This is a genomic window from Pseudomonas sp. UBA2684 (genome assembly GCA_002354655.1).
In the GTDB taxonomy this organism is placed as follows: domain Bacteria; phylum Pseudomonadota; class Gammaproteobacteria; order Pseudomonadales; family Pseudomonadaceae; genus Aquipseudomonas.
On record DELY01000029.1, the window covers coordinates 39,056 to 61,114 of the forward strand.

13 protein-coding genes are annotated in these 22,059 nt (G+C 63.8%); 4 read left to right on the forward strand and 9 right to left on the reverse strand.

The annotated features are described in order from the left end of the window. Positions 1–126: 126 nt before the first annotated feature. The 9 genes from B3M58_RS09885 to B3M58_RS09925 form a co-directional block, all read right to left on the reverse strand. A complete protein-coding gene (locus B3M58_RS09885) occupies positions 127–1,620 on the reverse strand; it encodes an efflux transporter outer membrane subunit (RefSeq protein WP_296218710.1) in 1,494 nt (497 codons plus the stop codon). Then, positions 1,617–4,724, reverse strand: a complete 3,108-nt coding sequence (locus B3M58_RS09890; protein WP_296218712.1) for a multidrug efflux RND transporter permease subunit — start codon at positions 4,722–4,724, stop codon at positions 1,617–1,619. The genes B3M58_RS09885 and B3M58_RS09890 overlap by 4 nt, the downstream gene beginning before the upstream one ends. Positions 4,725–4,830: 106 nt before the next feature. Then, complete coding sequence (locus B3M58_RS09895; protein WP_296218714.1) at positions 4,831–7,923, reverse strand: MdtB/MuxB family multidrug efflux RND transporter permease subunit; 3,093 nt, start codon at positions 7,921–7,923, stop codon at positions 4,831–4,833. Next, the gene (locus B3M58_RS09900) at positions 7,920–9,134 is read right to left on the reverse strand and encodes an MdtA/MuxA family multidrug efflux RND transporter periplasmic adaptor subunit (protein ID WP_296218715.1); all 1,215 of its coding nucleotides are present in this window, start codon (positions 9,132–9,134) and stop codon (positions 7,920–7,922) included. Before B3M58_RS09900 ends, B3M58_RS09895 begins: the two co-directional genes overlap by 4 nt. A 157-nt stretch (positions 9,135–9,291) precedes the next feature. Then, on the reverse strand, positions 9,292–9,792 hold the full coding sequence (gene tpx, locus B3M58_RS09905) for a thiol peroxidase (RefSeq protein ID WP_296218717.1): 501 nt from the start codon (positions 9,790–9,792) through the stop codon (positions 9,292–9,294). 377 nt (positions 9,793–10,169) lie between these two features. Further along, positions 10,170–11,513 carry an alanine/glycine:cation symporter family protein gene (locus B3M58_RS09910; protein WP_296218718.1) on the reverse strand — a complete coding sequence of 448 codons (1,344 nt, stop codon included), beginning with the start codon at positions 11,511–11,513 and terminating at the stop codon, positions 10,170–10,172. Between the two features lie 217 nt (positions 11,514–11,730). Continuing rightward, positions 11,731–15,399, reverse strand: coding sequence for a translocation/assembly module TamB domain-containing protein (locus B3M58_RS09915; RefSeq protein ID WP_296218719.1), 3,669 nt, complete (start codon positions 15,397–15,399; stop codon positions 11,731–11,733). Further along, complete coding sequence (locus B3M58_RS09920) at positions 15,396–17,126, reverse strand: autotransporter assembly complex protein TamA (protein WP_296218721.1); 1,731 nt, start codon at positions 17,124–17,126, stop codon at positions 15,396–15,398. Before B3M58_RS09920 ends, B3M58_RS09915 begins: the two co-directional genes overlap by 4 nt. Positions 17,127–17,216: 90 nt before the next feature. After that, entirely contained in the window at positions 17,217–17,858 is a 642-nt protein-coding gene (locus B3M58_RS09925) for a GNAT family N-acetyltransferase (protein WP_296218722.1), read from the reverse strand. Positions 17,859–17,994: 136 nt separating this feature from the next. On the opposite strand from B3M58_RS09925, the gene xthA reads away from it, so the two are divergent. The 4 genes from xthA to B3M58_RS09945 all read left to right on the forward strand — a co-directional run bounded on the left by xthA (position 17,995) and on the right by B3M58_RS09945 (position 21,758). Beyond that, positions 17,995–18,807, forward strand: coding sequence for an exodeoxyribonuclease III (gene xthA / locus B3M58_RS09930; protein WP_296218724.1), 813 nt, complete (start codon positions 17,995–17,997; stop codon positions 18,805–18,807). Positions 18,808–19,011: 204 nt separating this feature from the next. Next, a complete protein-coding gene (locus tag B3M58_RS09935) occupies positions 19,012–20,394 on the forward strand; it encodes a phosphate ABC transporter substrate-binding/OmpA family protein (protein WP_296218725.1) in 1,383 nt (460 codons plus the stop codon). Positions 20,395–20,568: 174 nt separating this feature from the next. Next, positions 20,569–21,567: a TerC family protein gene (locus B3M58_RS09940; protein ID WP_296218726.1), complete on the forward strand. Its 999-nt coding sequence runs from the start codon at positions 20,569–20,571 to the stop codon at positions 21,565–21,567. A 5-nt stretch (positions 21,568–21,572) separates the two neighbouring features. Further along, on the forward strand, positions 21,573–21,758 hold the full coding sequence (locus B3M58_RS09945) for a hypothetical protein (RefSeq protein ID WP_339628542.1): 186 nt from the start codon (positions 21,573–21,575) through the stop codon (positions 21,756–21,758). Positions 21,759–22,059: the final 301 nt, after the last annotated feature.

Below are 22,059 nucleotides of genomic sequence, written 5' to 3' on the forward strand. Positions count from 1 at the left end.
GCCTACATCCGTATTAGCGACCACTTATGTTCCGTGCAGACCACTTGCAGCCGCGTAACAACGGCAAGTGCTGGCGATTTTAGCGAAAAGCCCTGTGAACTGTTACTCAAAACACGCATTGATTGCTCAGTCGGCTGGGCTATTCGCTGAACCCCCGTACGTTTCGTGGAGTTGCTCGACCTGCCAGCCGCCGCCCAGCGCGGCAATCAGTTGCACGCTGGCCGTCAGGCGGCTGCCGAGTAATGTCAGGGTGCTGCGCTCGTTATTCAGGGCCGTCGCCTGCACGTTGACCACACTGTTGAAGTCGACGGTGCCGGCCTGGTACTGGTTTTCGATCAAGCGCAACGACTCACGCGCGGCGTCCAGCGCCTGCTGCTGCACCACGGCTTCCTGCTCCAGCACGCGCAGTTGCACCAGGTAGTCTTCCACCTCACGGAAGCTGTCGAGCACCGCCTGGCGGTATTGCGCCACCGTCTGGTCGTAGAACGCTTCGCTACGTTCCAGCTCGGCACTGCGGGCGCCGCCGTCGAACAGGGTCATGGCCAGGTCCGGGCCCAGCGACCAGAAACGATTGGGCAGGTTGATCCAGTCGGCGAAGCTGCTGCCGCGATAGCCGCCGCTGGCCGAGATCGTCAGGTCCGGGTACCACGCTGCTTCTGCGACGCCGATCTGCGCGTTGGCGGCAATCACCCGCCGTTCGGCGGCGGCCACGTCCGGGCGCCGTTCGAGCAGTTGCGAAGGCAACGCCACGGGAATCTGCGGCAAGGCCGGCAATTGTTCGCGGGTGGCGATGCTCAGCTCGCTCGGCGGCACGCCGATCAGCACGGCAAGCGCATGCTCCAGTTGCGCGCGCTGCCACGTCAGGTCGATGGCTTGCGCCTCGGTGCTGCGCAGCTGGGTCAGCGCCTGGGTCACGTCGGATTTCGGCACGATGCCGGCGTTGTACTGGTTCTCGGTGAGTTTCAGCGAACGCGCATAGGCGGCGACCGTGGCGTCCAGCAGGCGTTGCTGATCGTCCAGCACGCGCAGTTGCAGGTAGGTTTGCGCCAACTCGGCCTGCAAGCTCAGCTTCACCGCTGCCAGGTCGGCGGCGCTGGCCTCGAAGTCGGCGCGACTGGATTCCAGCGAGCGGCGCAATTTGCCCCAGATATCCAGCTCCCAGGCGGCATTCAGGCTGAGGTCGTAGCTTTTCGAGATGCTCGCGGCGTTCGAGCCGCCGACACTGAAACCGTCCGAGGTGCGCAACGTGCTGTCGCCACCGCCCTGCCCGGCCCGTGTCACCCCGGCGCTGGTGGACAGCGTCGGGTAGAACGTCGCGCGCGCGCCACGCACCAAGGCGCGCGCCTGGCGGTACTGCGCTTCGCTGGCGGCGAGGTTTTGGTTGGAGACGTTGAGTCGGCCGACCAGGGCATTCAGCTCGCCATCGCCATACAACTCCCACCAGGCGCCGCGTGCCAAGGCATCACTGGGCACCGCGACGGTCCAACCCTCGATCTGTTTGAACTGCGCTGGCGTGGCCAGCTGCGGGCGCTGGTAGTCCGGGCCGATGGCGCAGGCACTGAGGGCCAGGCTCAAGGCGATCAGGGAGAAAACGCGTCCGACAACAGGTGTATGGCTCATAACGGGGTTTCCAAGGCGGCATCGGTGCGCACGCCGCGCCAGCGGTTGACCCGGTGGCGCAGGCGGTCGAAATAGAGGTAGACCACCGGGGTGGTGTAGAGCGTCAGCAACTGGCTGAGAATCAGCCCGCCGACGATGGTGATGCCCAGCGGCTGGCGCATTTCCGAGCCCTCGGCGCTGCCGAGCATCAGCGGCAAGGCGCCGAGAATCGCCGCCAGGGTGGTCATCATGATCGGCCGGAAACGCAGCAGGCAGGCGCGGCGGATCGACTCCTCGGGGCTCAGGTGCTGCTGGCGCTCCAACTGCAACGCCAGGTCAATCATCAGAATGGCGTTCTTCTTGACGATGCCGATCAGCAGGAACAGCCCGAGCAGCGAGATCAGGCTGAACTCGGTGTTCAGCAGTTGCAGGGCGAGCAAGGCGCCGACGCCGGCCGAAGGCAAAGTCGAGAGGATGGTCAGCGGGTGAATGTAACTCTCGTAGAGAATCCCCAGGACGATGTACACCACCACCAACGCCATCAGAATCATCCAGGGCTGGTTGTCCTGGGTTTGCTGGAAGGCCGCGCCGGTGCCACCCAGCATACCCTGCACCTCGGTCGGCAGGTTGAGCAGCGCGACAGCCCGCTCGATCGCCACGGTGGCCTGCTCAAGGCTGACCCCTTCGGCCAGGGAAAAGCCGATGTTCTCGGACGCGAACTGGCCCTGGTGGTTGACGCGATCCTCTTCGAGGCTGCGCTCCCAGCGGGCGAAGGTCGACAACGGCACGCGCGCGCCCTCGGCGGTAATCAGCTGAATCTGATCCAGCGCCTCCGGGTGCTGGGCGTACTGCGGGTTGATCTCCATCACCACGCTGTACTGGTTGAGGCTGTCGTAGATGGTCGACACCTGGCGCTGGCTGAACGCGTTGTTCAGCACCCCGGTGATCATGCTCATGTCCACGCCCAGGCGCTTGGCCGTGTCGCGGTCGACCACCAGACGGATCTGCTGCGCGCCCTCGGCTTCCTTGGCGTCGATGTCGGTCAGTTCAGGCAAGGCGCGCAAGGCTTCACGCACGCTCGGCAGCCACTTGCGCAACTCATCGAGGTCGCCGGAGAGCAGCATGTATTCGTTCTCCGAGCTGCGCCCTTCGCGCCCGCCGATCTGCAAATCCTGATCGGGCATGAGGAACATCCGCCCGCCGGCGACTTTCGGCACGCTGCGGCGCAGGCGGTTGATCACCTCTTGCGCAGAGACGTCGCGTTCGGCAATCGGCTTCAGGCGCACGATCATAAAGGCGTTGTTGATGCCGCCGCCGCCGCCGATAAACCCTGCCACACTCTCCACCGCCGGGTCTTCGAGGACCGCGCGGCGGTAGATTTCCATTTTCGGCTGCATGACCTGGAACGACAGGCCGTCGTCGCCACGGATCATGCCGATCAACTGACCGGTGTCCTGCTGCGGCAGGAAGGTTTTCGGCACGCTGACGAACAGAAAAACGTTGAGCGCGATGGTCGCCAGCAGGCTGAACAGCATCAGCAACGAATGCCGTAGCGCCCAATCCAGGCTGCGCTGGTAAAAACCCAGCACGCGTTCTTGCAGGCGACTGCCGAAGCGCTCCAAGGCGTTCGGCTGCCGCTCAGGCTCCTCGGCCTTGAGCCAGCGCGCACAGAGCATCGGCGTGAGGGTCAGCGAGACCAGCAAGGAAACCACGATGGCCACGGCCAGGGTGATGGAAAACTCGCGGAACAGCCGTTCGACGATGCCGCCCATAAACAAGATCGAGAGGAACACCGCGACCAGCGAGAGGTTCATCGAGAGCAAGGTGAAGCCCACTTCGCGGGTGCCTTTGAAGGCCGCGTTCATCGGCGTTTCACCGGCCTCGATATGCCGCGAGATGTTCTCCAGCACGACGATGGCATCGTCCACCACCAACCCGGTGGCGATGATCAACGCCATCAGCGACAGGTTGTTCAGGGAAAAGCCCAGCAGGTACATCACCGCAAAGGTGCCGACCAGCGACACCGGCACCGCCAGTGCCGGAATCAGCGCCGCGCGCCAACGCCCAAGAAAGGCGAACACCACCAGAATCACCAGGGCCACGGCGATCAGCAAGGTGTGCTCGGCTTCCAGCAGGGTGGCGCGGATCACCGGCGAGCGGTCCATCGCCACTTCCAGGTCGACACTCGCCGGAATCACCGCGCGCAACGCCGGCAACTGCTCGCGAATGCTGGCGATGGTCTCGATGATATTGGCCCCGGTCTGCCGGTTGATCACCAGCAGCACGGCGTCTTCGTCGTTGTAGAAACCGCTGTTGTAACGGTCTTCCACCGCATCGCTGACCGTCGCCACATCGCCCAGGCGGACGGCGGCGCCGTCCTGGTAGCGGATGATCATCGGTTCGTAGTCGGCGGCTTTCTCCAGTTGGTCGCTGGCCTGCACCTGCCAATGCCGCTCGGCGTCTTCCACCGCGCCTTTGGGGCGCTTGGCGTTGGCCTCGGTAATCGCCTGGCGCACCTCGTCCAGGGCGATGCCGTACTGGTCGAGCAAGCGCGGCTCCAGCGCCACGCGCACCGCCGGCAGCGAGCTGCCGCCGATCTGCACTTCACCGACGCCGGTCACTTGCGAGAGTTTCTGCGCCAGGATGGTCGAGGCCACGTCGTACAACTGGCCCTTCTCGAGAATCTCGGAGGTCAGCGACAGCACCATGATCGGTGCCTGCGACGGGTTGACCTTACGGTAGGTCGGCATGCTGCGCATGCCGCTGGGCAGCAACTCGCGCGCGGCGTTGATCGCGGCCTGCACCTCGCGCGCGGCGGCGTTGATGTCGCGATCCAGGTCGAACTGGATCATGATCCGCGTGTTGCCTTGGCTGCTGCGGCTGTTCATCTGGGTGATGCCGGCAATCGTGCCGAGCGAACGCTCCAGCGGCGTGGCCACGCTGGAGGCCATGATCTGCGGGCTGGCGCCGGGCAGGCTGGCCTGCACGGTGATGGTCGGAAAATCCATCTGTGGCAACGGCGCCACCGGCAACAGGCCGAAGCTGACACCACCGAGCAGGAGAATCGCCAGGCTCAGCAGCAGGGTCGCCACCGGCCGGCGGATAAAGGGCGCGGACAGGTTCATGGCCAGCGGAGTCCTTGGCCCCGTGGGAGCGGCTTCAGCCGCGATACCGCGACGCCGCTGAATTCGCGGCTGAAGCCGCTCCCACAGATGGCAGGCAGCACAGGGGTCATACCGCCAACCCCGCTGCGCTGCGCCCGCTCATGCGCCGCGCCAGACGATCGAAGTACAGGTAGATCACCGGCGTGGTGAACAGCGTCAGTACCTGGCTGAGCAGCAGACCGCCGACCATCACCAGGCCCAGCGGCTGGCGCAACTCGGCGCCGGAGCCGGAGGCCAGCATCAGCGGTATGGCGCCGAACAGCGCCGCCAGGGTGGTCATCAGGATCGGGCGGAAGCGCAAGAGCGCAGCGCGGTAGATCGCCTCTTCCGGCGCCATGCCTTGGTTGCGTTCGGCCTCCAGGGCGAAGTCGATCATCATGATCGCGTTCTTCTTGACGATGCCGATCAGCAGGATGATGCCGATGATCGCGATCAGGCCCAGGTCGTTACCCGTCAGCAACAACGCGAGCAAGGCGCCAACGCCCGCCGAGGGCAAGGTCGAGAGGATGGTGATCGGGTGGATGTAGCTCTCGTAGAGCACCCCCAGCACGATGTACATGGTGACGATGGCGGCGAGGATCAGCAGCAAGGTGCTCGACAACGACGCGCGGAAGGCCTCGGCGGCGCCCTGGAACTGGGTCTGCACGCCGGCCGGCAGGCCGATGTCCTGCTGCACCTGCTCGATCACCGCCACGGCGTCGCCAAGCGCCACGCCTTCGGCCAGGTTGAACGACAGGGTCGCCGCCGGAAACTGGCCGATGTGGTTGATCAACAGACTCGCCGCGCGCTCCTCGATACGCGCCAGCGACGACAGCGGCACCTGGGTGCCGGCGGCGGTGGCCACGTGAATCTGCCGTAGCGCGGCCGGGCCGATGCTGCCGGCGTTCTCGCTCTCCAGCACCACGCGGTATTGGCTGGCCTGGGTGTAGATGGTGGAAATCTGCCGCTGGCCAAAGGCGTCGTACAGCGCGTCGTCGATGTCGGCGACGCTCACGCCGAGGCGCCCGGCGATGTCCCGGTCGATATGCAGGAACACTTGCAGACCGCGGTTCTGCAGGTCGCTGGCGACATCGGTGAGTTGCGGCTGCTGACGCAACGCGCCCACCAGCTTGGGCACCCACTCTTCGAGCAGCGCCAGGTCCGGCGACTCCATGCTGAACTGGAACTGCGTGCGGCTGACCCGATCCTCGATGGTCAGGTCCTGCACCGGTTGCAGGTACAACTCGATACCGGCCAGTTTGGCCAATTCAGGGCGCAACCGTTCGATCACCTGGCTGGCCGTGACATCGCGTTCGGCATGCGGCTTGAGGTTGATCAGCATGCGCCCGCTGTTCAGCGTCGGGTTGTCGCCGTCGACACCAATGTAGGAGGACAGGCTGGTGACCGCCGGGTCTTGCAGAATCACGTCGGCCAAACGCTGTTGACGCTCGCTCATGGCGCCGAAGGAAATCGATTGCGGCGCCTCGGAAATGCCCTGAATCACCCCAGTGTCCTGCACCGGGAAGAAGCCTTTGGGCACCGCCAGGTACAGCACCACGGTCAACGCCAGGGTGCCGATGGCCACCAACAGGGTCAGCGGCTGGCGCTTGAGCACCCACTGCAACCAGATGCCGTAATGCTTGATCAGCCAATCGATCCACTGGCCGCTGGCCCGGTAGAAACGCCCCTGCTCGGCCTCGGGTTCATGCTTGAGCAAGCGTGCGCACATCATCGGCGTGAGGGTCAGCGAGACCACCAGGGAAATCAGGATGGCCACCGCCAGGGTGATGGCGAACTCACGGAACAGCCGGCCGACCACATCGGCCATGAACAGCAGCGGGATCAGCACCGCGATCAGCGAGATGGTCAGCGAGATCAGGGTGAAACCGATCTGCCGAGCGCCCTTCAGCGCCGCATTCAACGGCGTTTCGCCCTCTTCCAGGTGGCGGGCGATGTTTTCCAGCATGACGATGGCGTCGTCCACCACGAAACCGGTGGCGATGGTCAGGGCCATCAGCGTCAGGTTGTTGATGGTGAAACCGGCGATGTACATCACGCCAAAGGTGCCGATCAGCGACAGCGGCACGACGATGGACGGAATCAGGGTTGCCGAGAGCTTGCGCAGAAACAGGAAGGTCACCAGCACCACCAGGGCAATCGCCAGCAACAGCTCATGCTGCACGTCGGTCACCGCGGCGCGGATGGTCTGGGTGCGGTCGGTCAGCACGCTGACCTCGACATTCGCCGGCAAGCCTTCGGTGAGGTTGGGCAGCAATGCTTGAATGCGATCGACCACATCGATCACGTTGGCCCCGGGCTGGCGCTGGATGTTCACCAACACCGCCTCGTTGCGGTTGGCCCAGGCCGCCAGACGGTTGTTCTCCGCACCGTCGACGATCTCGGCGACATCCTTCAGGCGCAAGGTGGCGCCGTCCTGGTAACTGAGGATCAGCTCGCGGTATTCGTCCGGGGTTTTCAGCTGGTCGTTGGCGTCCAGCTGCGACACCCGGGTCGGGCCGTCGAAGTTGCCTTTCGGCTGGTTGACGTTGCTCGCGGTGATCAGCGCACGCACATCGGCGAGGTTCAAGCCATAGGCCGCCAGGGCCTCGGGGTTGACGCGGATGCGCACCGCCGGGCGCTGGCCGCCGGCCAGGGTGACCAGACCGACACCGCTGGTTTGCGCGAGTTTTTGCGCTAAACGGGTATCGACCAAATCAAAGACCTGCGGCAGCGGCAGGGTTTTCGAACTGATGGCCAGGGTCATCACCGGCGTATCCGCCGGGTTGACCTTGTTGTACACCGGCGGCGCCGGCAGGTCGCTGGGCAACAGGTTGCTCGCTCCGTTGATCGCCGCCTGCACTTCCTGCTCGGCGACATCCAGCTCCACGTCCAGATTGAAGCGCAGGGTGATCACCGAGGCGCCACCGGAGCTGGTCGAGGACATCTGTTTCAAGCCGGCCATCTGGCCGAACTGGCGTTCCAACGGCGCAGTCACCGCGCTGGTCATGACGTCCGGGCTGGCGCCGGGGTACAGGGTCAGCACGCGGATGGTCGGGTAATCCACCTCCGGCAACGCCGAGACCGGCAGCATGCGGTAGGCGATCAAGCCACTGAGGAAAATCGCCGCCATGATCAGCGTGGTGGCGACCGGCCGCAGGATAAACAGGCGAGAGGCGTTCATGCGTCTTTTTGCGCCACGGGTGCGCTTGGCGGCGTGGCCGGTGCCTGGCCCTCGCCAATCACTTCGACCTGACCGCCATCGCGCAGGCGATCGGTGCCCTCCAGCACCAGGCGCTCACCCACCTTGACGCCCTCCTCGATCAAGGTAAACCGACCATTGCTGGGGCCCGCGACAATCGGGCGAACCTGCACCTGGCTCTCGTCATCGACCACATAGACAAAAGTACCGCTGGCGCCGAACTGCAGTGCGGCGGCTGGAATCAAGGTGGCGTTCTCGCGGGTTTGCACACGCAGACGCACGTTGACGAACTGATTGGGGAAGAGCATTTCTTCGGCGTTGTCGAAGCGGGCCTTGAGCTTCACCGTGCCGGTGGCGATGTCGATCTGGTTGTCCAGGCTGTCCAGTTGGCCGTCGGCCAGCTTGAACTGCTCGTTGCGATCCCAGGCCTCGACCAGCAGTTGTTTCTGCCCGCCTCGAACCTGTTGCAACACCGCCGGCAACTCGGCTTCCGGCAAGGTGAACATCACCGAGATCGGCAGCGTCTGAGTGATCACCACCAGCGGCAGTTCGTCGCCCGAGCTGACCAGGTTGCCGATGTCGACCTGGCGCAGGCCCAGGCGCCCGGTGATCGGCGCCCGCACCTGAGTGAAATCGAGGTTCAGGCGCGCCTCGGCGACGGTCGCCTGATTGCTTTTCAAGGTGCCACGGTATTGGTTGACCAGCGCTTGCTGGGTATCCAGGGTCTGCTTGGCGATGGAATCGTCGGCATACAGACCGCGATAACGCGCCAGGTCGATCTCGGCGTTCTTCAACTGCGCCTGGTTTTCCTGCTGTACGCCCAGCGCCTGTTGCAAGGCGACCTCATAAGGCCGTGGGTCGATCACTGCCAGCAAATCGCCGGCCTTGACCTGCTGACCGTCCTGGAACAGCACCTTGACCAACTCGCCATCCACCCGACCGCGCACATTCACCGTGTTGTAGGCGGTGACCGTGCCCAGGGCCTTCAACTCGATGGGAAAGTCGTCCTGGCTGACCGTGGTGATACGCACGGGAACCGGACCGCCATCGCCCCAGCGCCCTCCTGCCTGCGGCTCCGGCGTGCTGGGCCAGAACCACCAGATCAGACCGATCAGTAGCGCCAACAGAATCAGGCCAAGCAACCACTGGCGTGACGACTTCGAGGCGTTGGGCGTTGCGTTTGTCTCAGGCATGGCACAAGTCACTTCCTTTGGGAGCCTGAACGATAAGCAGTGTCAGGCCCGAAGCAAAGTCTCTTTACCGGCTATTTACCTACTGCTTACGTTGCTAAGCCCCTGAGCCACAAATAAAAACGGCCTCCAAGGGAGGCCGTTAGTGTGTTGCCGGGTGTTACTTGAGTACGGCCAGGGCGGCAGCGTAGTCCGGCTCGCTGCCGATTTCGCCTACCAGCTCGCTGTGCAGGACTTTGTCATGCTCGTCCAGCACCACCACGGCCCGCGCGGAAACGCCAGCCAGCGGGCCGCTGACCAAGGCTACGCCGTAGGCCTTGAGGAACTCGGCGCCACGCATGGTCGACAGGTTGATCACGTTTTCCAAACCTTCGGCACCGCAGAAACGCGCCTGGGCAAACGGCAGGTCAGCCGACACGCACAGCACCACAGTATTGTTCAGCGTACTGGCTTCGGCATTGAACTTACGCACCGAGGTCGCGCAGGTCGGGGTGTCGATGCTTGGGAAGATATTCAGCACTTTGCGCTTGCCGGCCAGGCTGCTCAGGCTGACATCGGCCAGGGTGGTGCCAACCAGGGTAAAGGCCGGGGCTTGCTGACCGACTTGCGGCAATTCGCCAGCGACGTCTACTGGGGTGCCACGCAGGGTTACTTGAGCCATGAGGAAGTCCTCTTATTTAGGTGGGTGGGTTGTTCTTGAAGGAAAACGATAAGCCAGAGTAGAACATGGCGCACTTAAAAAGACGCTGCTCCGCTTAAATCTCGATACCGAGCATGCGGCATGAGCAGTCAGGCTGTTGTGGCAACGGTCTTGACCGCGAGCGGTGCAGGCAAAGCGCTCAAGGCAGCCCAGGAACTCGCGGCCAAGGCCCCTGCTACACGGCCAACACACGGCGCTTATATGCGGGTTTAGCCGCGAAAATCGTCGAAAAAGAAGATTTTCCACGGCTAAAACCACACCCATAAGACGTTGGCGCGCGCGGATCGCCGCCAGAGTCGACGCGCCACCGCTAAGGCATACAGATCAGTGCCGCGACGCTACGGCTTGGCGAAATGCTCGCGGGTCAGCTTGACCACGATCGGGCTGAGCAGCAGCAAGGACAACAGGTTGGGAATCGCCATCAAGCCATTGAGGGTGTCCGCCACCAGCCAGGCGAAATCCAGGTGGGCGACGGCGCCGAACGGCACCGCCAGCACCCAGACGATGCGGAACGGCATGATCGCCTTGGTGCCGACCAAATATTCCCAGCAGCGCTCGCCGTAGTAGCTCCAACCAAGGATGGTGGTGAAGGCGAATACCACCAGGGCGATGGTCAGGATGTAGCTGCCCACGCCCGGCATGGCCGACTCGAACGCTGCCGCCGAGAGTGCCGCACCGCTGGCGCCGCTGGTCCACACACCGGAGCAGATGATCGCCAGGCCAGTCATCGAGCAGATGATCAGGGTGTCGATGAAGGTGCCGATCATGCCGATCATCCCCGAGCGCACCGGACTGTTGGTGGTGCCGGCCGCTTGGGCGATACCGGCGGTGCCGAGGCCCGCTTCGTTGGAGAAGATGCCGCGCGCCACGCCGAAACGGATCGCCGCCATCACTGCCGCGCCAGCGAAGCCGCCGGTGGCCGCGACCGGGGTGAAGGCGTGGGTGAAGATCAGCTCGAAGGCGCCGGGAATCGCATCGGCATGCACCACCAGCACCACGATTGAGGCGACGATATAGGCCACGCACATGAACGGCACCAACGAGGCGGCGACCTTACCGATACGGCGGATACCGCCGAGGATCACCAGGCCGGTAATGACCATGGTCACCACGCCCGTGACCCAGGCGGGAATCGCAAAGCTGGCTTCCAGGGCGTCGGCCATGCTGTTGACCTGCACCATGTTGCCGATGCCGAACCCGGCAAAGCCACCGAAGATGGCGAACGCGGTGCCCAGCCAGACCCACTTCTTGCCCAGACCGTTCTTGATCGCGTACATCGGCCCGCCGACATGCGCGCCGCGCTCGTCCTTCTCGCGGTAATGCACCGCCAGCACCACTTCGCAGTACTTGGTGGCCATGCCGACCAGCGCCGTGCACCACATCCAGAACAGCGCGCCAGGGCCGCCGAGGAAAATCGCGGTGGCGACGCCGGCGATGTTGCCGGTACCGACGGTGGCGGCCAGGCAGGTCATCAGCGCCTGGAACGGGCTGATTTCGCCACTGGCCGCGTCACCTTTGGTACGGCCCTGCCACATCAGGCGGAACCCCGTGACGATATGGGTCAGCGGCATGAGCTTCAGACGCAGCATGAGGAACAGACCGGTGCCGAGGATCATCACCAGCATGGGCGGCCCCCAGACCAGGCCGTTGATCTGGTTGACCAGCGCGTTGATGAATTCCATTTGCAGCTCCTTATTTCTTCTTGCTCAGTGCAGGCATGGTTGCCATGCCGGTAGTAGAACCGCGCCGTGGATAAACCGCGCGATCACGTCGCCAAACTCATCCGCCATTGACGCTAAGACCAGCAACACAGAGGCCGCCGTTGGGCGACGGATGCTAACACGGCGTATTTGCTTTTAGCGGAGTGCCGGCGCATGCACATAACAACGTGTCGCCGGCTTAGAAATCGCGCTTGTAAAACAGGTCGAGGGAACTGGCCAAACCGCTGGCAGCCTCAAGATAGAGGCGTTTGCTCAGCTCATAGCGCAACGCTACGCTGTTCACCGGCTCGAACACGCCCACCCCGTAGCGCAAGCTCAAGCGCTCCGACAGGTTACCGCTGGCCACCACGCTGGTGCTATTACCGCTGCCTTCGGTGTCTAGCTGGAAATCCTCGATGCCCAGGCGCTGCGCCACATCGCCGGTCACCGAGGCGCTACCGGCCACGCCCATCGCCAGCGCGGCTTGCGCCAGCATGTTGTTGTCGCCGCCGCTGCTCGACAGCGGTCGGCCAAGCACCAGGTAAGACAACGCCTGCTCCTGGCTCATGGCCGACTCGGAGAACACCTCGCTTTTCGGCTGTTCGGCATTGCCGGTCAGGCGCAGGCCGGCCACCACTTCGTCGACCCGGCGAATCGCCTCGACATCGAGAAACGGCTGATCGATCGGCCCGGCGAACAACAAGCGCGCCCGGCGGATGGTCAGGCGCTGGCCATAGGCGCGAAAACGCCCGTTATTCAGGTTCAACTCGCCACGCGTATCGAGGTCGTCGCCAATGTGCACACGCCCGGCCAGATCGGCACTCAGGCCAAAACCACTGAAGCTCAGGCGCTCCTGGCCAACCTCGACATCGATATCCATAGCGATCGCCACAGCCTGTTGCTCAGCCGTCTGGCGCCCGACAATCACCGCATCGTCGGAGAGTTTTACTGTCGACGGCGGTAGTTCGCGCACGACGATCTGGCCGCGCGGAATCAGCACCTTGCCCGCCACCGACAGGCGTTCGGCGTCGAGGCGCAGCGTCAGGTCCGGCTCGACCTCCAGGTCGACATACGGCTCGACGCTGATCGGCAAACGGCTGCCACGCACCCGCACTTCGCCGGTCAGCCCGGCGCCCCAGGCCAGCTCGCCATTCAGGCTGCCCTGGCCGTTGTCGCCGCTGCGCCAGCCACCGCTGAGTTGCAGGCGCTCGCCAGCGATCAGTGCTTGCAGTTGTAGATCCTCGAAGTTGCTCGGCAACTCGCCACCGGCAATCTCGCCGCCGCTGAGTTGCAGGCTACCGTTGACCTGCGGCGCCAACAGGCTGCCGGCCAAGCTGCCGCTGCCGTTGAGCTGCCCGGCAAGGCGTTCGACCATCGGCACGAAAGGCCGCGCCAGCGCCAGGTCCAGGCCGCTCAGGCGGAACGTGCCGGACAGCGGCTTGCTCGCCGGACGCGGATCAAGCTGGGCCTGCAACGACAACTCGCCGATTTTTGGCCCGCGCAGTTCGACCTGCGTGTCAATCCGCTGCGGCTGCAATTGGCTGCTCAGGCGCAGGCTGTCGTAAGCGAAATCCAGCCATTGCTCTTGCTCGCGCACGCGCCAGGTGCCGCTGCCGGCATCCAGCACGATCTGTCCGTTCGGCCCACTGGACGGCAAATCTAGCTTGACCTCGGCATTCAGCTGGCCCTGCCAGGCAAAGTCTTTCGGCAACCACTGCGCCAGGCTGTCGAGGGGAAAATCCGCCAGGCGATAGCGCAAGCGCGGCTCGGGCAACAGCCGCTGCTCGTCGCCGCATAGGCTGGCCGCTGCCGCTCGCCAACAATGTGCCCCCAGGGTCAGTTGGCCGTTGGCCAGGCGCACCAGCGTCGCCGGTTGCTGCAAGCGCCAGTCCTGGCCGCCGCTTTGCACCTCGCCACGGCTCAGGCGGCCGCGCCACGCGCCGTTGCTCAGGCTGCCGTCGAGCGCTAGCGCGCTGTTCAGCAACGGACCATCGAGCGTTACGCTCAGTTGCTGCTGACGTTGATCGCCCTGCCCGCTAGCCGTCAGCCGGCCCAGATTGCGCTCGCCGACGCTGATGCCCGTGGCATCCAGGTCGACTCGCGCGCGCTGCTGGCTGTTGAGCGACGCATCGAGTTGCAGGCGCTGCAGCTGCTGTTCGGCCAACGCCAGGCGTTGGCCTTGCAGCTTGAGCTGACCTTGTGGCGCTTGCAGGCTGCCGGCCAGGTCAAGTTGGCCGTCGAGTTGGCCCTGCATGTTTGGCCACAACTGACCGAGGCGCGATAAGCCTATGCGCAACTGTCCACTCAGCCGCTGGTTCAACTCGGCACTGCCATCGATGCGGTTATCGCCCAGACGCAGGTCAAGATGACCGAGCGTCCAACGCTGCCCGGCCCCTGTCGCGCGGGCTTGGAACAAGGCCGGCTGACCGCGCAAACGGCCAGTGAGGTCGAGGTCCGCGCTCATACTCAGCTGCTCATTCTTCAGCTCACCCTGACTGCGCAACGGACCGCCCAAGGTGCCCGGCAGTTCTGCCAGCCAGTACGCCGGGTCGAAATCCTGCAATTGCAGGTTGGTATCCCAGCGCAGGCCGTCGGCGAAGCCCAGGCTCAGCTGACCATCCGCCCGGCCCCGGCCGGCGCGCAGTTGCAGTTCGGGCAAAAACACCTGTTGCATGTCGCCGCTCAGCGGGCTGGCCAGGCTGAACGCTCCGGCAGGCCCCTCCAGCTCAGCGGCAAAATGGCCCAGGTAGTGCCCCGCCTGATACGCCAGCTCGCCGCTCAGCGTGTGCAGGACCACAGGCAGCTCTTGGGCAATGGGATAGAGCCGCTGCCAGGGGAAATCCTGCCAAGCGAAACGACTGTCGAGGCTGAACTCCTCGCGCCAATCCAGTTGGCCGCTGAGCTGCACGCGCTGCTCAGGGCTGGCGCTGAGGCTCAAGCTCTCGATGTGCGCGCCGCTGGCGCTGACCAGGCCTTGCAACAGCAGCGCCACCGCGCCGCCCTCGCCCGGCAGCTCGGCGTGGCCGTCGAGCGCATAGCCGGTGTGCAGATCGCCGCTGGCGTTCAGCACAACCTTGTCCAGGCGCAAGGTCGCCGGCAGTTCGCGGCTGGCGGTGAAGCCGTTCGCCGTCAGTTGCGCGGTCGCCGGCAGATGGTCCGCCAGCGGCTGCACGCTGCCGGTCAGTTGGCCAACCAGGTAACCGCTGCTGTCCGCCGTTACGTCCAGGCTGCGCAACAGTTCACCCTCGATGTGCAGCGCCAGTTGCCACGCCTGTTGCTCGGGCGCCGGCAGGTCGAGAGTGCCGTCGACGCGCAGCGGCCACTGACCATTGGCTTGCACGCGGCCACGCAGGTCCAGGGTCATATCCCCGCGTTGCAGGCGCAAGCGCTCGATCTGAATAGCGCCGGCAGACCAATGCGCAGCCAGCTGCAGGCCTTGCAACTGCTCGGCACCATTCAGTTGCAGGCTGCCGATGTGCACCTCACCCAATTGTAATGCCAGCGGCAGGTTTACCTCGGGCAAGCTGAACGGTTCGCTGCTGGCTTCGCTGTCGGTCGGTAAGGTCAGGGCGATGCGCTCGGCGCGCAGTTGCTCGACGCACAGCGTCATGCGCAACAGGCACCACGGCGACCACGCCAGTATCGGCGCAGTCACCTCCAGCTGATTGGCGCCCTGCTGCCAGTGCAGACGCTGGGCACGCCACTCGCCGCCCAGGCGCCCGCTGAAGTCGTCCACCTGCAACCCTGGCACCTGGGCCAACGCCCAACGACTGCCGGCGTTACTGCCAAGCACCAGCGCTATAACCGCCAGCAGCACCAGTAACACGCCCAGCAAGGCCGTCAGGCTGAATTTCACCACCCGCCTCACAGTTCAGGTCCCATGGAAAAGTGCAGGCGCACGCCACCTTCGCTGTCCAGCGGGTGAGCCAGGTCGAGGCGCAAGGGGCCGACCGGCGACACCCAGCGCAGCCCCAGGCCGACTGCGCTCTTCAAGCTGGGGAAGTCCAACGAATTGAAGGCATTGCCCTGGTCGATAAAGGTCGCCACGCGCCAGCGCTCGGCCACGCTGTATTGATACTCGGCGCTGACGGCAAATATGTAGCGGCCACCGATCTTGTCGCCGTCGGCGTTTTCCGGTGACAGGCTCTGGTAATCGTAACCACGCACGCTCTGATCGCCACCGGCGAAAAACCGCAGCGATGGCGGGACCGAAGCATTGAAGCCGTTGGACTCGGTGCCACCGAACTGCACGCGACCGAGCAAGCGGTGCTTGCGCGCCAGGGTGGTCAAGCCTTTGAGCAGCACATTGCCATGCACGACGTCCGCGTCGGAGAGCAGACCCTCCTTGGCAGCCGCCAGGTCGAATTGCAGGCGATAGCCATGATTCGGATCGATCTGATTATCGCTGTGCAGGTAGGCATAACTGATGCCCGGCATCAGCAAGGTACTCAAACCGGAGTCGTCGCCCAGTTCGTATTCTTCGCGCTGCCACTTCAGCGAAATGACCCGCTGCCAGCCGCTGTCCAGTTGGCTGTGCCATTCCGGGCCGAGGGTCAGCAAACGGCTGAGGCTGTCGGTATCGGCGAGTTCCTCGTATTGATAGCCGCCGGCATAGCGCAACTTGTCGGTCAACGGCGGATCGAGGGGCACGTCGTACCACAGGCCGACGTTCTGCCGCGGCGCCGACAGCTCCATCTCCGCACCATAGCTATGGCCTTGTGGGTTGGCCCAATGGCGCGTCCAGTTGGCTCGGCCGCGGGGCCCAACGTCGGTGGAAAACCCCAACCCCAGCCCCATGCTGCGCGGCTTGCGGGTTTGCAGCTGGACCTTGACGGGGACCTGCTGTTGATCCGCCTCAGTCGGGTTGGCATCGACCCGTACCGATTCGAAGTAGCCACTGGAGCGCAACGCCTGGTACAGCTCGGCGATGCGCTCGGCGTCGTACGGGCTGTCGGCGGGGAATGGCACCATGCGCTGCAACAAGGTCTCGTCGAACGGCGCATCGCCCTCGAAACTCACCGCGCCGAGCCGATAGCGCGGACCACTGTCGTAGACCAGCTGAATATCGGCGATGCCGGCGCGCGGATCGATGCTCAAGCGCTGTTCGGTGAAACGCCCCTTGAAGAAACCATAGCGCGAGGCCTGGTTCTCGATATGCCGTTTGGCGGCCTCGTAGCGCCCGTGATTGAGTACCGCCCCAGCCTTGAGCTGAGCGCTGTTGGGCAGGCGAAATGCGCTGAGCCGACTGGCCGGCCCGTCGATGCGCAGGGTGACCTCACGCAGGCGAACCGGCTCGCCAGGGGCAATGCGCAGGGTCAGACGCGGCGGCTGCTGATCGGCCACCTCGCTGTCGACCTGCGCCTGGTAATAGCCCAAGGCCTGGAGCGCTTTGTGCGCCTGTGCCTCGGCCACCCGGCGAAAGCGCTGCAAGGACTCGGCATCGCGCTCGCCGAGGCTGCCGATATAACCTTCGACATTGCTTTTAAGCGCGCTGTTGGCCGGCTGGATACGCACGACCAAGCGCGCTTCGGCCAATACCGACGAGCTGAGCAGTAAGAGCGCCAATCCGACGCAGAACCTGGAAAACACAATCATGGGAACGGATGCTAACACGAGCCAGCCGGCATTCTAGAGATGTTGGGCAGCGCCAGCCGGTAACTGCTGGGGGGCAATCAAGCTCGCCGATCAGGCGCTGGCCTTGACCGCAGGCTGTGGATTGGGATGGAAGAACACGTGCTCGATGATCGGTCCTACCGCCACTTCACCGATTTCCTCGTACCCCTGGCGCTTGTAGAACTCAAGGTAATGCGGGTTGCCGGTATCCAGCACCACCCCCTGCGAACCGGCATCCTCGGCGCACCAGTTGTGCAGCGCTTCGAGCAGTTGCTCACCGCGGTGTTGCCCCTGGAACTCCGGATGAATGCCAATCAGCGGCAGCACGTGATAAGGCCCCGGCGGCAGGCAGGCAAGCACCGCGTCGTGGTACTCCAGGTAGCGCTTGGTGCAGCGAAACCCGGTGGTCAGCAACATACGCATGCGCCAGGCCCAGCTTTCGGTGATATCCAGACGCCGCTGCGGTGGGGCAATCAGCGCCATGCCAATCAGGCGATCGTCGATCAGCAAGCCGAGCGCGGGTAAATCTTCACTGAAATGCTGCTGCACCAACTCGCGCACCGTGGCACGCACGCGCTGGTCGTAACCCGGTCGCTCGGCCTCGAATAAATAGGCGAAGGTCGGGTCGTGGCGATAAGCGTGGTACAGCAGCGAGCGCGCCTCGCGGGCGTAACCGCCATCGAGCAAACGGACTTCGGCAAGGCGCTGGGGCATAAGGATGACCTCTTGTTGTTCTTGATTCAGCCACCCTAGCACTGCAGCCAGACGCCCGCCAGATAACTGGCTGCCTGCCCAGCGGATCGGCTAGCATCGCAGCTTATCCAGACAAAGCCCCCAGGACTTGCCGCCCATGAAGATCGTCTCCTTCAATATCAACGGCCTGCGTGCGCGCCCGCATCAATTGGCGGCGTTGATCGAGAAACACCAGCCCGACGTGATCGGCCTGCAAGAAACCAAGGTCGCCGACGAGCAATTCCCCGAGGCGGATATCCGGCAACTGGGTTACCACGTGCACTACCACGGCCAGAAAGGCCATTACGGCGTCGCCCTGCTCTCGCGCCAGGCGCCACTGGCGCTGCACAAGGGCTTTCCCGGCGATGCAGAGGACGCTCAACGGCGCTTTATCTACGGCACGTTCGCCGACGCCCAGGGTAATCCGATCACCGTGATGAACGGTTATTTCCCGCAAGGCGAAAGCCGCGACCACCCGACCAAATTCCCGGCCAAACAACGCTTTTACGCCGACTTGCAGCAGTTGCTGCTCGACCAATTCAACACCGAGCAGCCGTTGGTGGTGATGGGCGACATCAATATTTCGCCGCAAGACTGCGACATCGGCATCGGCGAGCCGAATCGCCTGCGCTGGCTGAAAACCGGGAAATGCAGCTTTCTGCCGGAAGAGCGCGAGTGGCTGGCCACTCTGAAAAACTGGGGGCTGGTGGACAGCTTCCGTCACCTCAACCCCGCGGTGAACGATCGCTTCAGCTGGTTCGACTACCGCAGCCGTGGCTTTGAAGACGAGCCCAAGCGCGGCCTGCGCATCGATGTGATCCTCGCCTCGCAGGCCTTGCAACCACGCATCAAGGCCACTGGCATCGACTACGACCTGCGCGGCATGGAAAAGCCCTCCGACCACGCACCAATCTGGCTGGAGCTGAGCTAAGGCCGTGTAGATTGGCTGAGCGACGCGAAGCCCAACAGCTTGAGTGGGCACGTCGTTGGCTCAGCCTCACCCTACGAGATTCTCGCGCACCACGCCGACGCCCCGCGTTAGAGCCACCAGGCGGGCGGCTCGCTGTCATATTGCAGTCACCTGTTTGTCTTATCGTCGCGGCACTTTCATCCACCCATACAAGGTGTTTGCCGCATGTCGCGCGCCCTGCCTGCTTGTGAACGGGAAACCTGGAGCCGTACCACCACGTTTCTGTTGCTTGGTTTTATCTGCTACGCCCTGCCCTGGTCGGTGTTCGCCGCCCTGCCGATTCCTGCGGACAACAGCAGCGCACTGCGTATTCAAGGCTCCAACACCATCGGCGCCAAGCTGGCGCCGGCGCTGGTTAAAGGCTTGTTTGAGGAACAGGGCCTGAGCGCCATTCGGGTGACCGCCGGCGATGCCGAGAACGAGCAGAAAATCATCGGCACCAGCGCAGACGGCCGCCACGTGACCATCGAGGTCGCGGCCCATGGATCGGGTACGGGCTTTACTGCACTAAAAGACGGCACTGCCGAACTGGCCGCCTCCTCGCGGCCGATCAAGGACAGCGAGCTCAGCAGCCTGGCAGCGCTGGGCGACCTGAAAAGTCGCGAGGCCGAGCAGGTCATCGCCATCGATGGCCTGGCGGTCATCCTCCACCCGAGCAACCCGCTCGGGGCGCTGCGCATCGAGCAGTTAGCGCAGGTTTTTGCTGGCGAGGTGCAGGACTGGGCGCAACTCGGTGGCGCTAACGGGCCCATCAACCTGTATGCCCGCGACGACAACTCCGGCACCTATGACACCTTCAAGGAGCTGGTGCTGAGTGCCAACGGCAAAGCCCTGGCGGCCACCGCACAACGCTTCGAGTCCAGCGAAAAGCTCTCCGACGCGGTTAGCCAGGACCCACAGGGCATCGGCTTTATCGGCTTGCCGTATATTCGTCAGGCCAAGGCGCTGGCCATTGCCGCCGGCGAATCGCAGGCGATGCCGCCGAGCGTGACCTTAATCGCCACCGAGGACTACCCGTTATCGCGGCGACTGTTCCTCTACAACCAGCCCGACCTGCCAAACCCTTGGGCCCAGGCGCTGGTGCGCTTTGCCCACAGCCCGCGCGGACAAACCATCGTCGACCAGAGCGGGTTTATTGCGCAAACCGTACAGGCCGTGAGCGTCGCCCCCAGCAGCGCGATGCCCGAGGCGTACCAGGCCTTGGCCCGTGAAGCGCAGCGCTTGTCGGTGAACTTTCGTTTCCAGGAAGGCAGCGCCAGCCTGGACAACAAGGCCCAGCGTGACCTCGAGCGGGTATTCGCCTACCTGCAAAGCCAGGACAAGTTGCGTCAGAAAGTCGTGCTGGTCGGCTTCGGCGACCCCAAGGCCGACCCTGCCCGCGCCGAGCTGTTATCCAAGTTGCGCGCCATGGCGGTACGCCGCGAACTGGCCAAGCAAGGGGTGATCTTCCGCGAAATCACCGGGCTGGGCGACGAACTGCCGGTGGCGGCCAACGATGCCGACGACGGGCGCATCAAAAACCGCCGCGTCGAGGTCTGGGTTTACTAACGAAACCTTTGCGCCGTCCGCGCTCGCGGGCCATGCCCGCGCAGCTTGCAGGTAACGCCCGCGCCTTCTAGCCTTAACTTCATGTGGCGCCGGGCCCCTCTGGCGGTGAATCCTCACCGTGATGTCGGAGTCACTAAGTTGACTTTCAACTTAGGCAGACAACAGGGAGGGCCTATGACTGCTCTACATGCCTTTTTAACCAGCCCTTTCCTCGGCACGCCCAGCTGGTTCTGGCTGGCCTTCCTCGCCATCGTCATCGCGCTGCTGGTGTTCGACCTCGGCGTGCTGCACCGCGACCAGCATGAAATCGAAATGCGCGAGAGCCTGCTGCTCTACAGCGGCTATTTCAGCGTGGGCCTGGCCTTTGGTGGTTGGGTCTGGTGGCAGCTCGGCGCGACCAAGGCGCTGGAGTTCTACACCGGCTTTCTGGTCGAGCAATCGTTGTCGATGGACAACGTGTTCGTCATGGCGATGATTCTCGGCTTCTTCAACATTCCCCGGCGCTACCAGCACCGCGTACTGTTCTGGGGGATTCTCGGGGTGATCGTGCTGCGCGCGATCATGATCGGCTTGGGCACGGCGCTGGTGCAGCAATTCGACTGGATTCTCTACGTGTTCGGCGCTTTCTTACTGCTGACCGGGGTGAAGATGCTGTTCACCCGCGAAGAGCAGCACCCCGATCTCGCGCAAAACCCCATGCTGAAGTTCCTCCGTCGGCATATCCGCGTGACTGACGAGCTGCATGAAGGGCGCTTTCTGGTGCGCCTGCGCGACCCCGTCAGCGGCAAGCTGCTGCACTACGCCACCCCGCTGCTGCTGGCGCTGGTGCTGATCGAGTTGGCCGATCTGATCTTTGCCGTGGACAGTGTGCCGGCGGTGTTCGCCATCACCCAGGACCCGTTTATCGTCTACACCTCGAATATCTTCGCGATTCTCGGCCTGCGCTCGCTGTACTTCGCCCTGGCGGCCCTAATGCACCGCTTCATCTACCTGAAATACGCGCTGGCGCTGGTGTTGATCTTTATCGGCGGGAAGATTTTTCTGCACGGTTTTATCGGCAAGATTCCAGCCCTGGTCTCGCTTAGCGTAACCTTGGGGCTGTTGGCCGGCGGCGTGTTGCTGTCGCTGCTCAAAACCCGTCACCAGCCGTCAAAGGATCGACCAGTCAATTGAACCCAGTGGACGTGCAAATCGAGTCGTTGCAGCAGCGCGGCCGGCAACTCTGGCAAGTGCGCATGGGCCGGCGCGCGGTGACTTTTCACGAAGAACTGGCGGCGCGCACGTTTGCCGCGCAACTGCACCTGCGCCTGACCTGGCTGACGCAACAGGCCCTGCAGGACAACGTCGACCGCCAGCCGCACTGATGTCTCTGTAGCCGTTAACTGTTGTACGCAGATTCGGCAGGGTGGGTTAGTGGCGCTGAGGCGGGCTGGCAAAGCAACTGCGTAATGGGGGGCGCCACGTAACCCACCCAGCGTTAATCGGCCTACCCGCTCTGGTGGGTTACGGCGCCACGGACTATGCAACAGCAGATAGTCCGTGGTCATGCGCCTAACCCACCCTACGCATTGCCTCGTTCCAGGCATTACCTAGCCGGCCCCACGGGGGGCATAGCCTAACGAAAAGGCTCTGTACCTGTTAAACACCGCCGTCACGTGGGAGCGG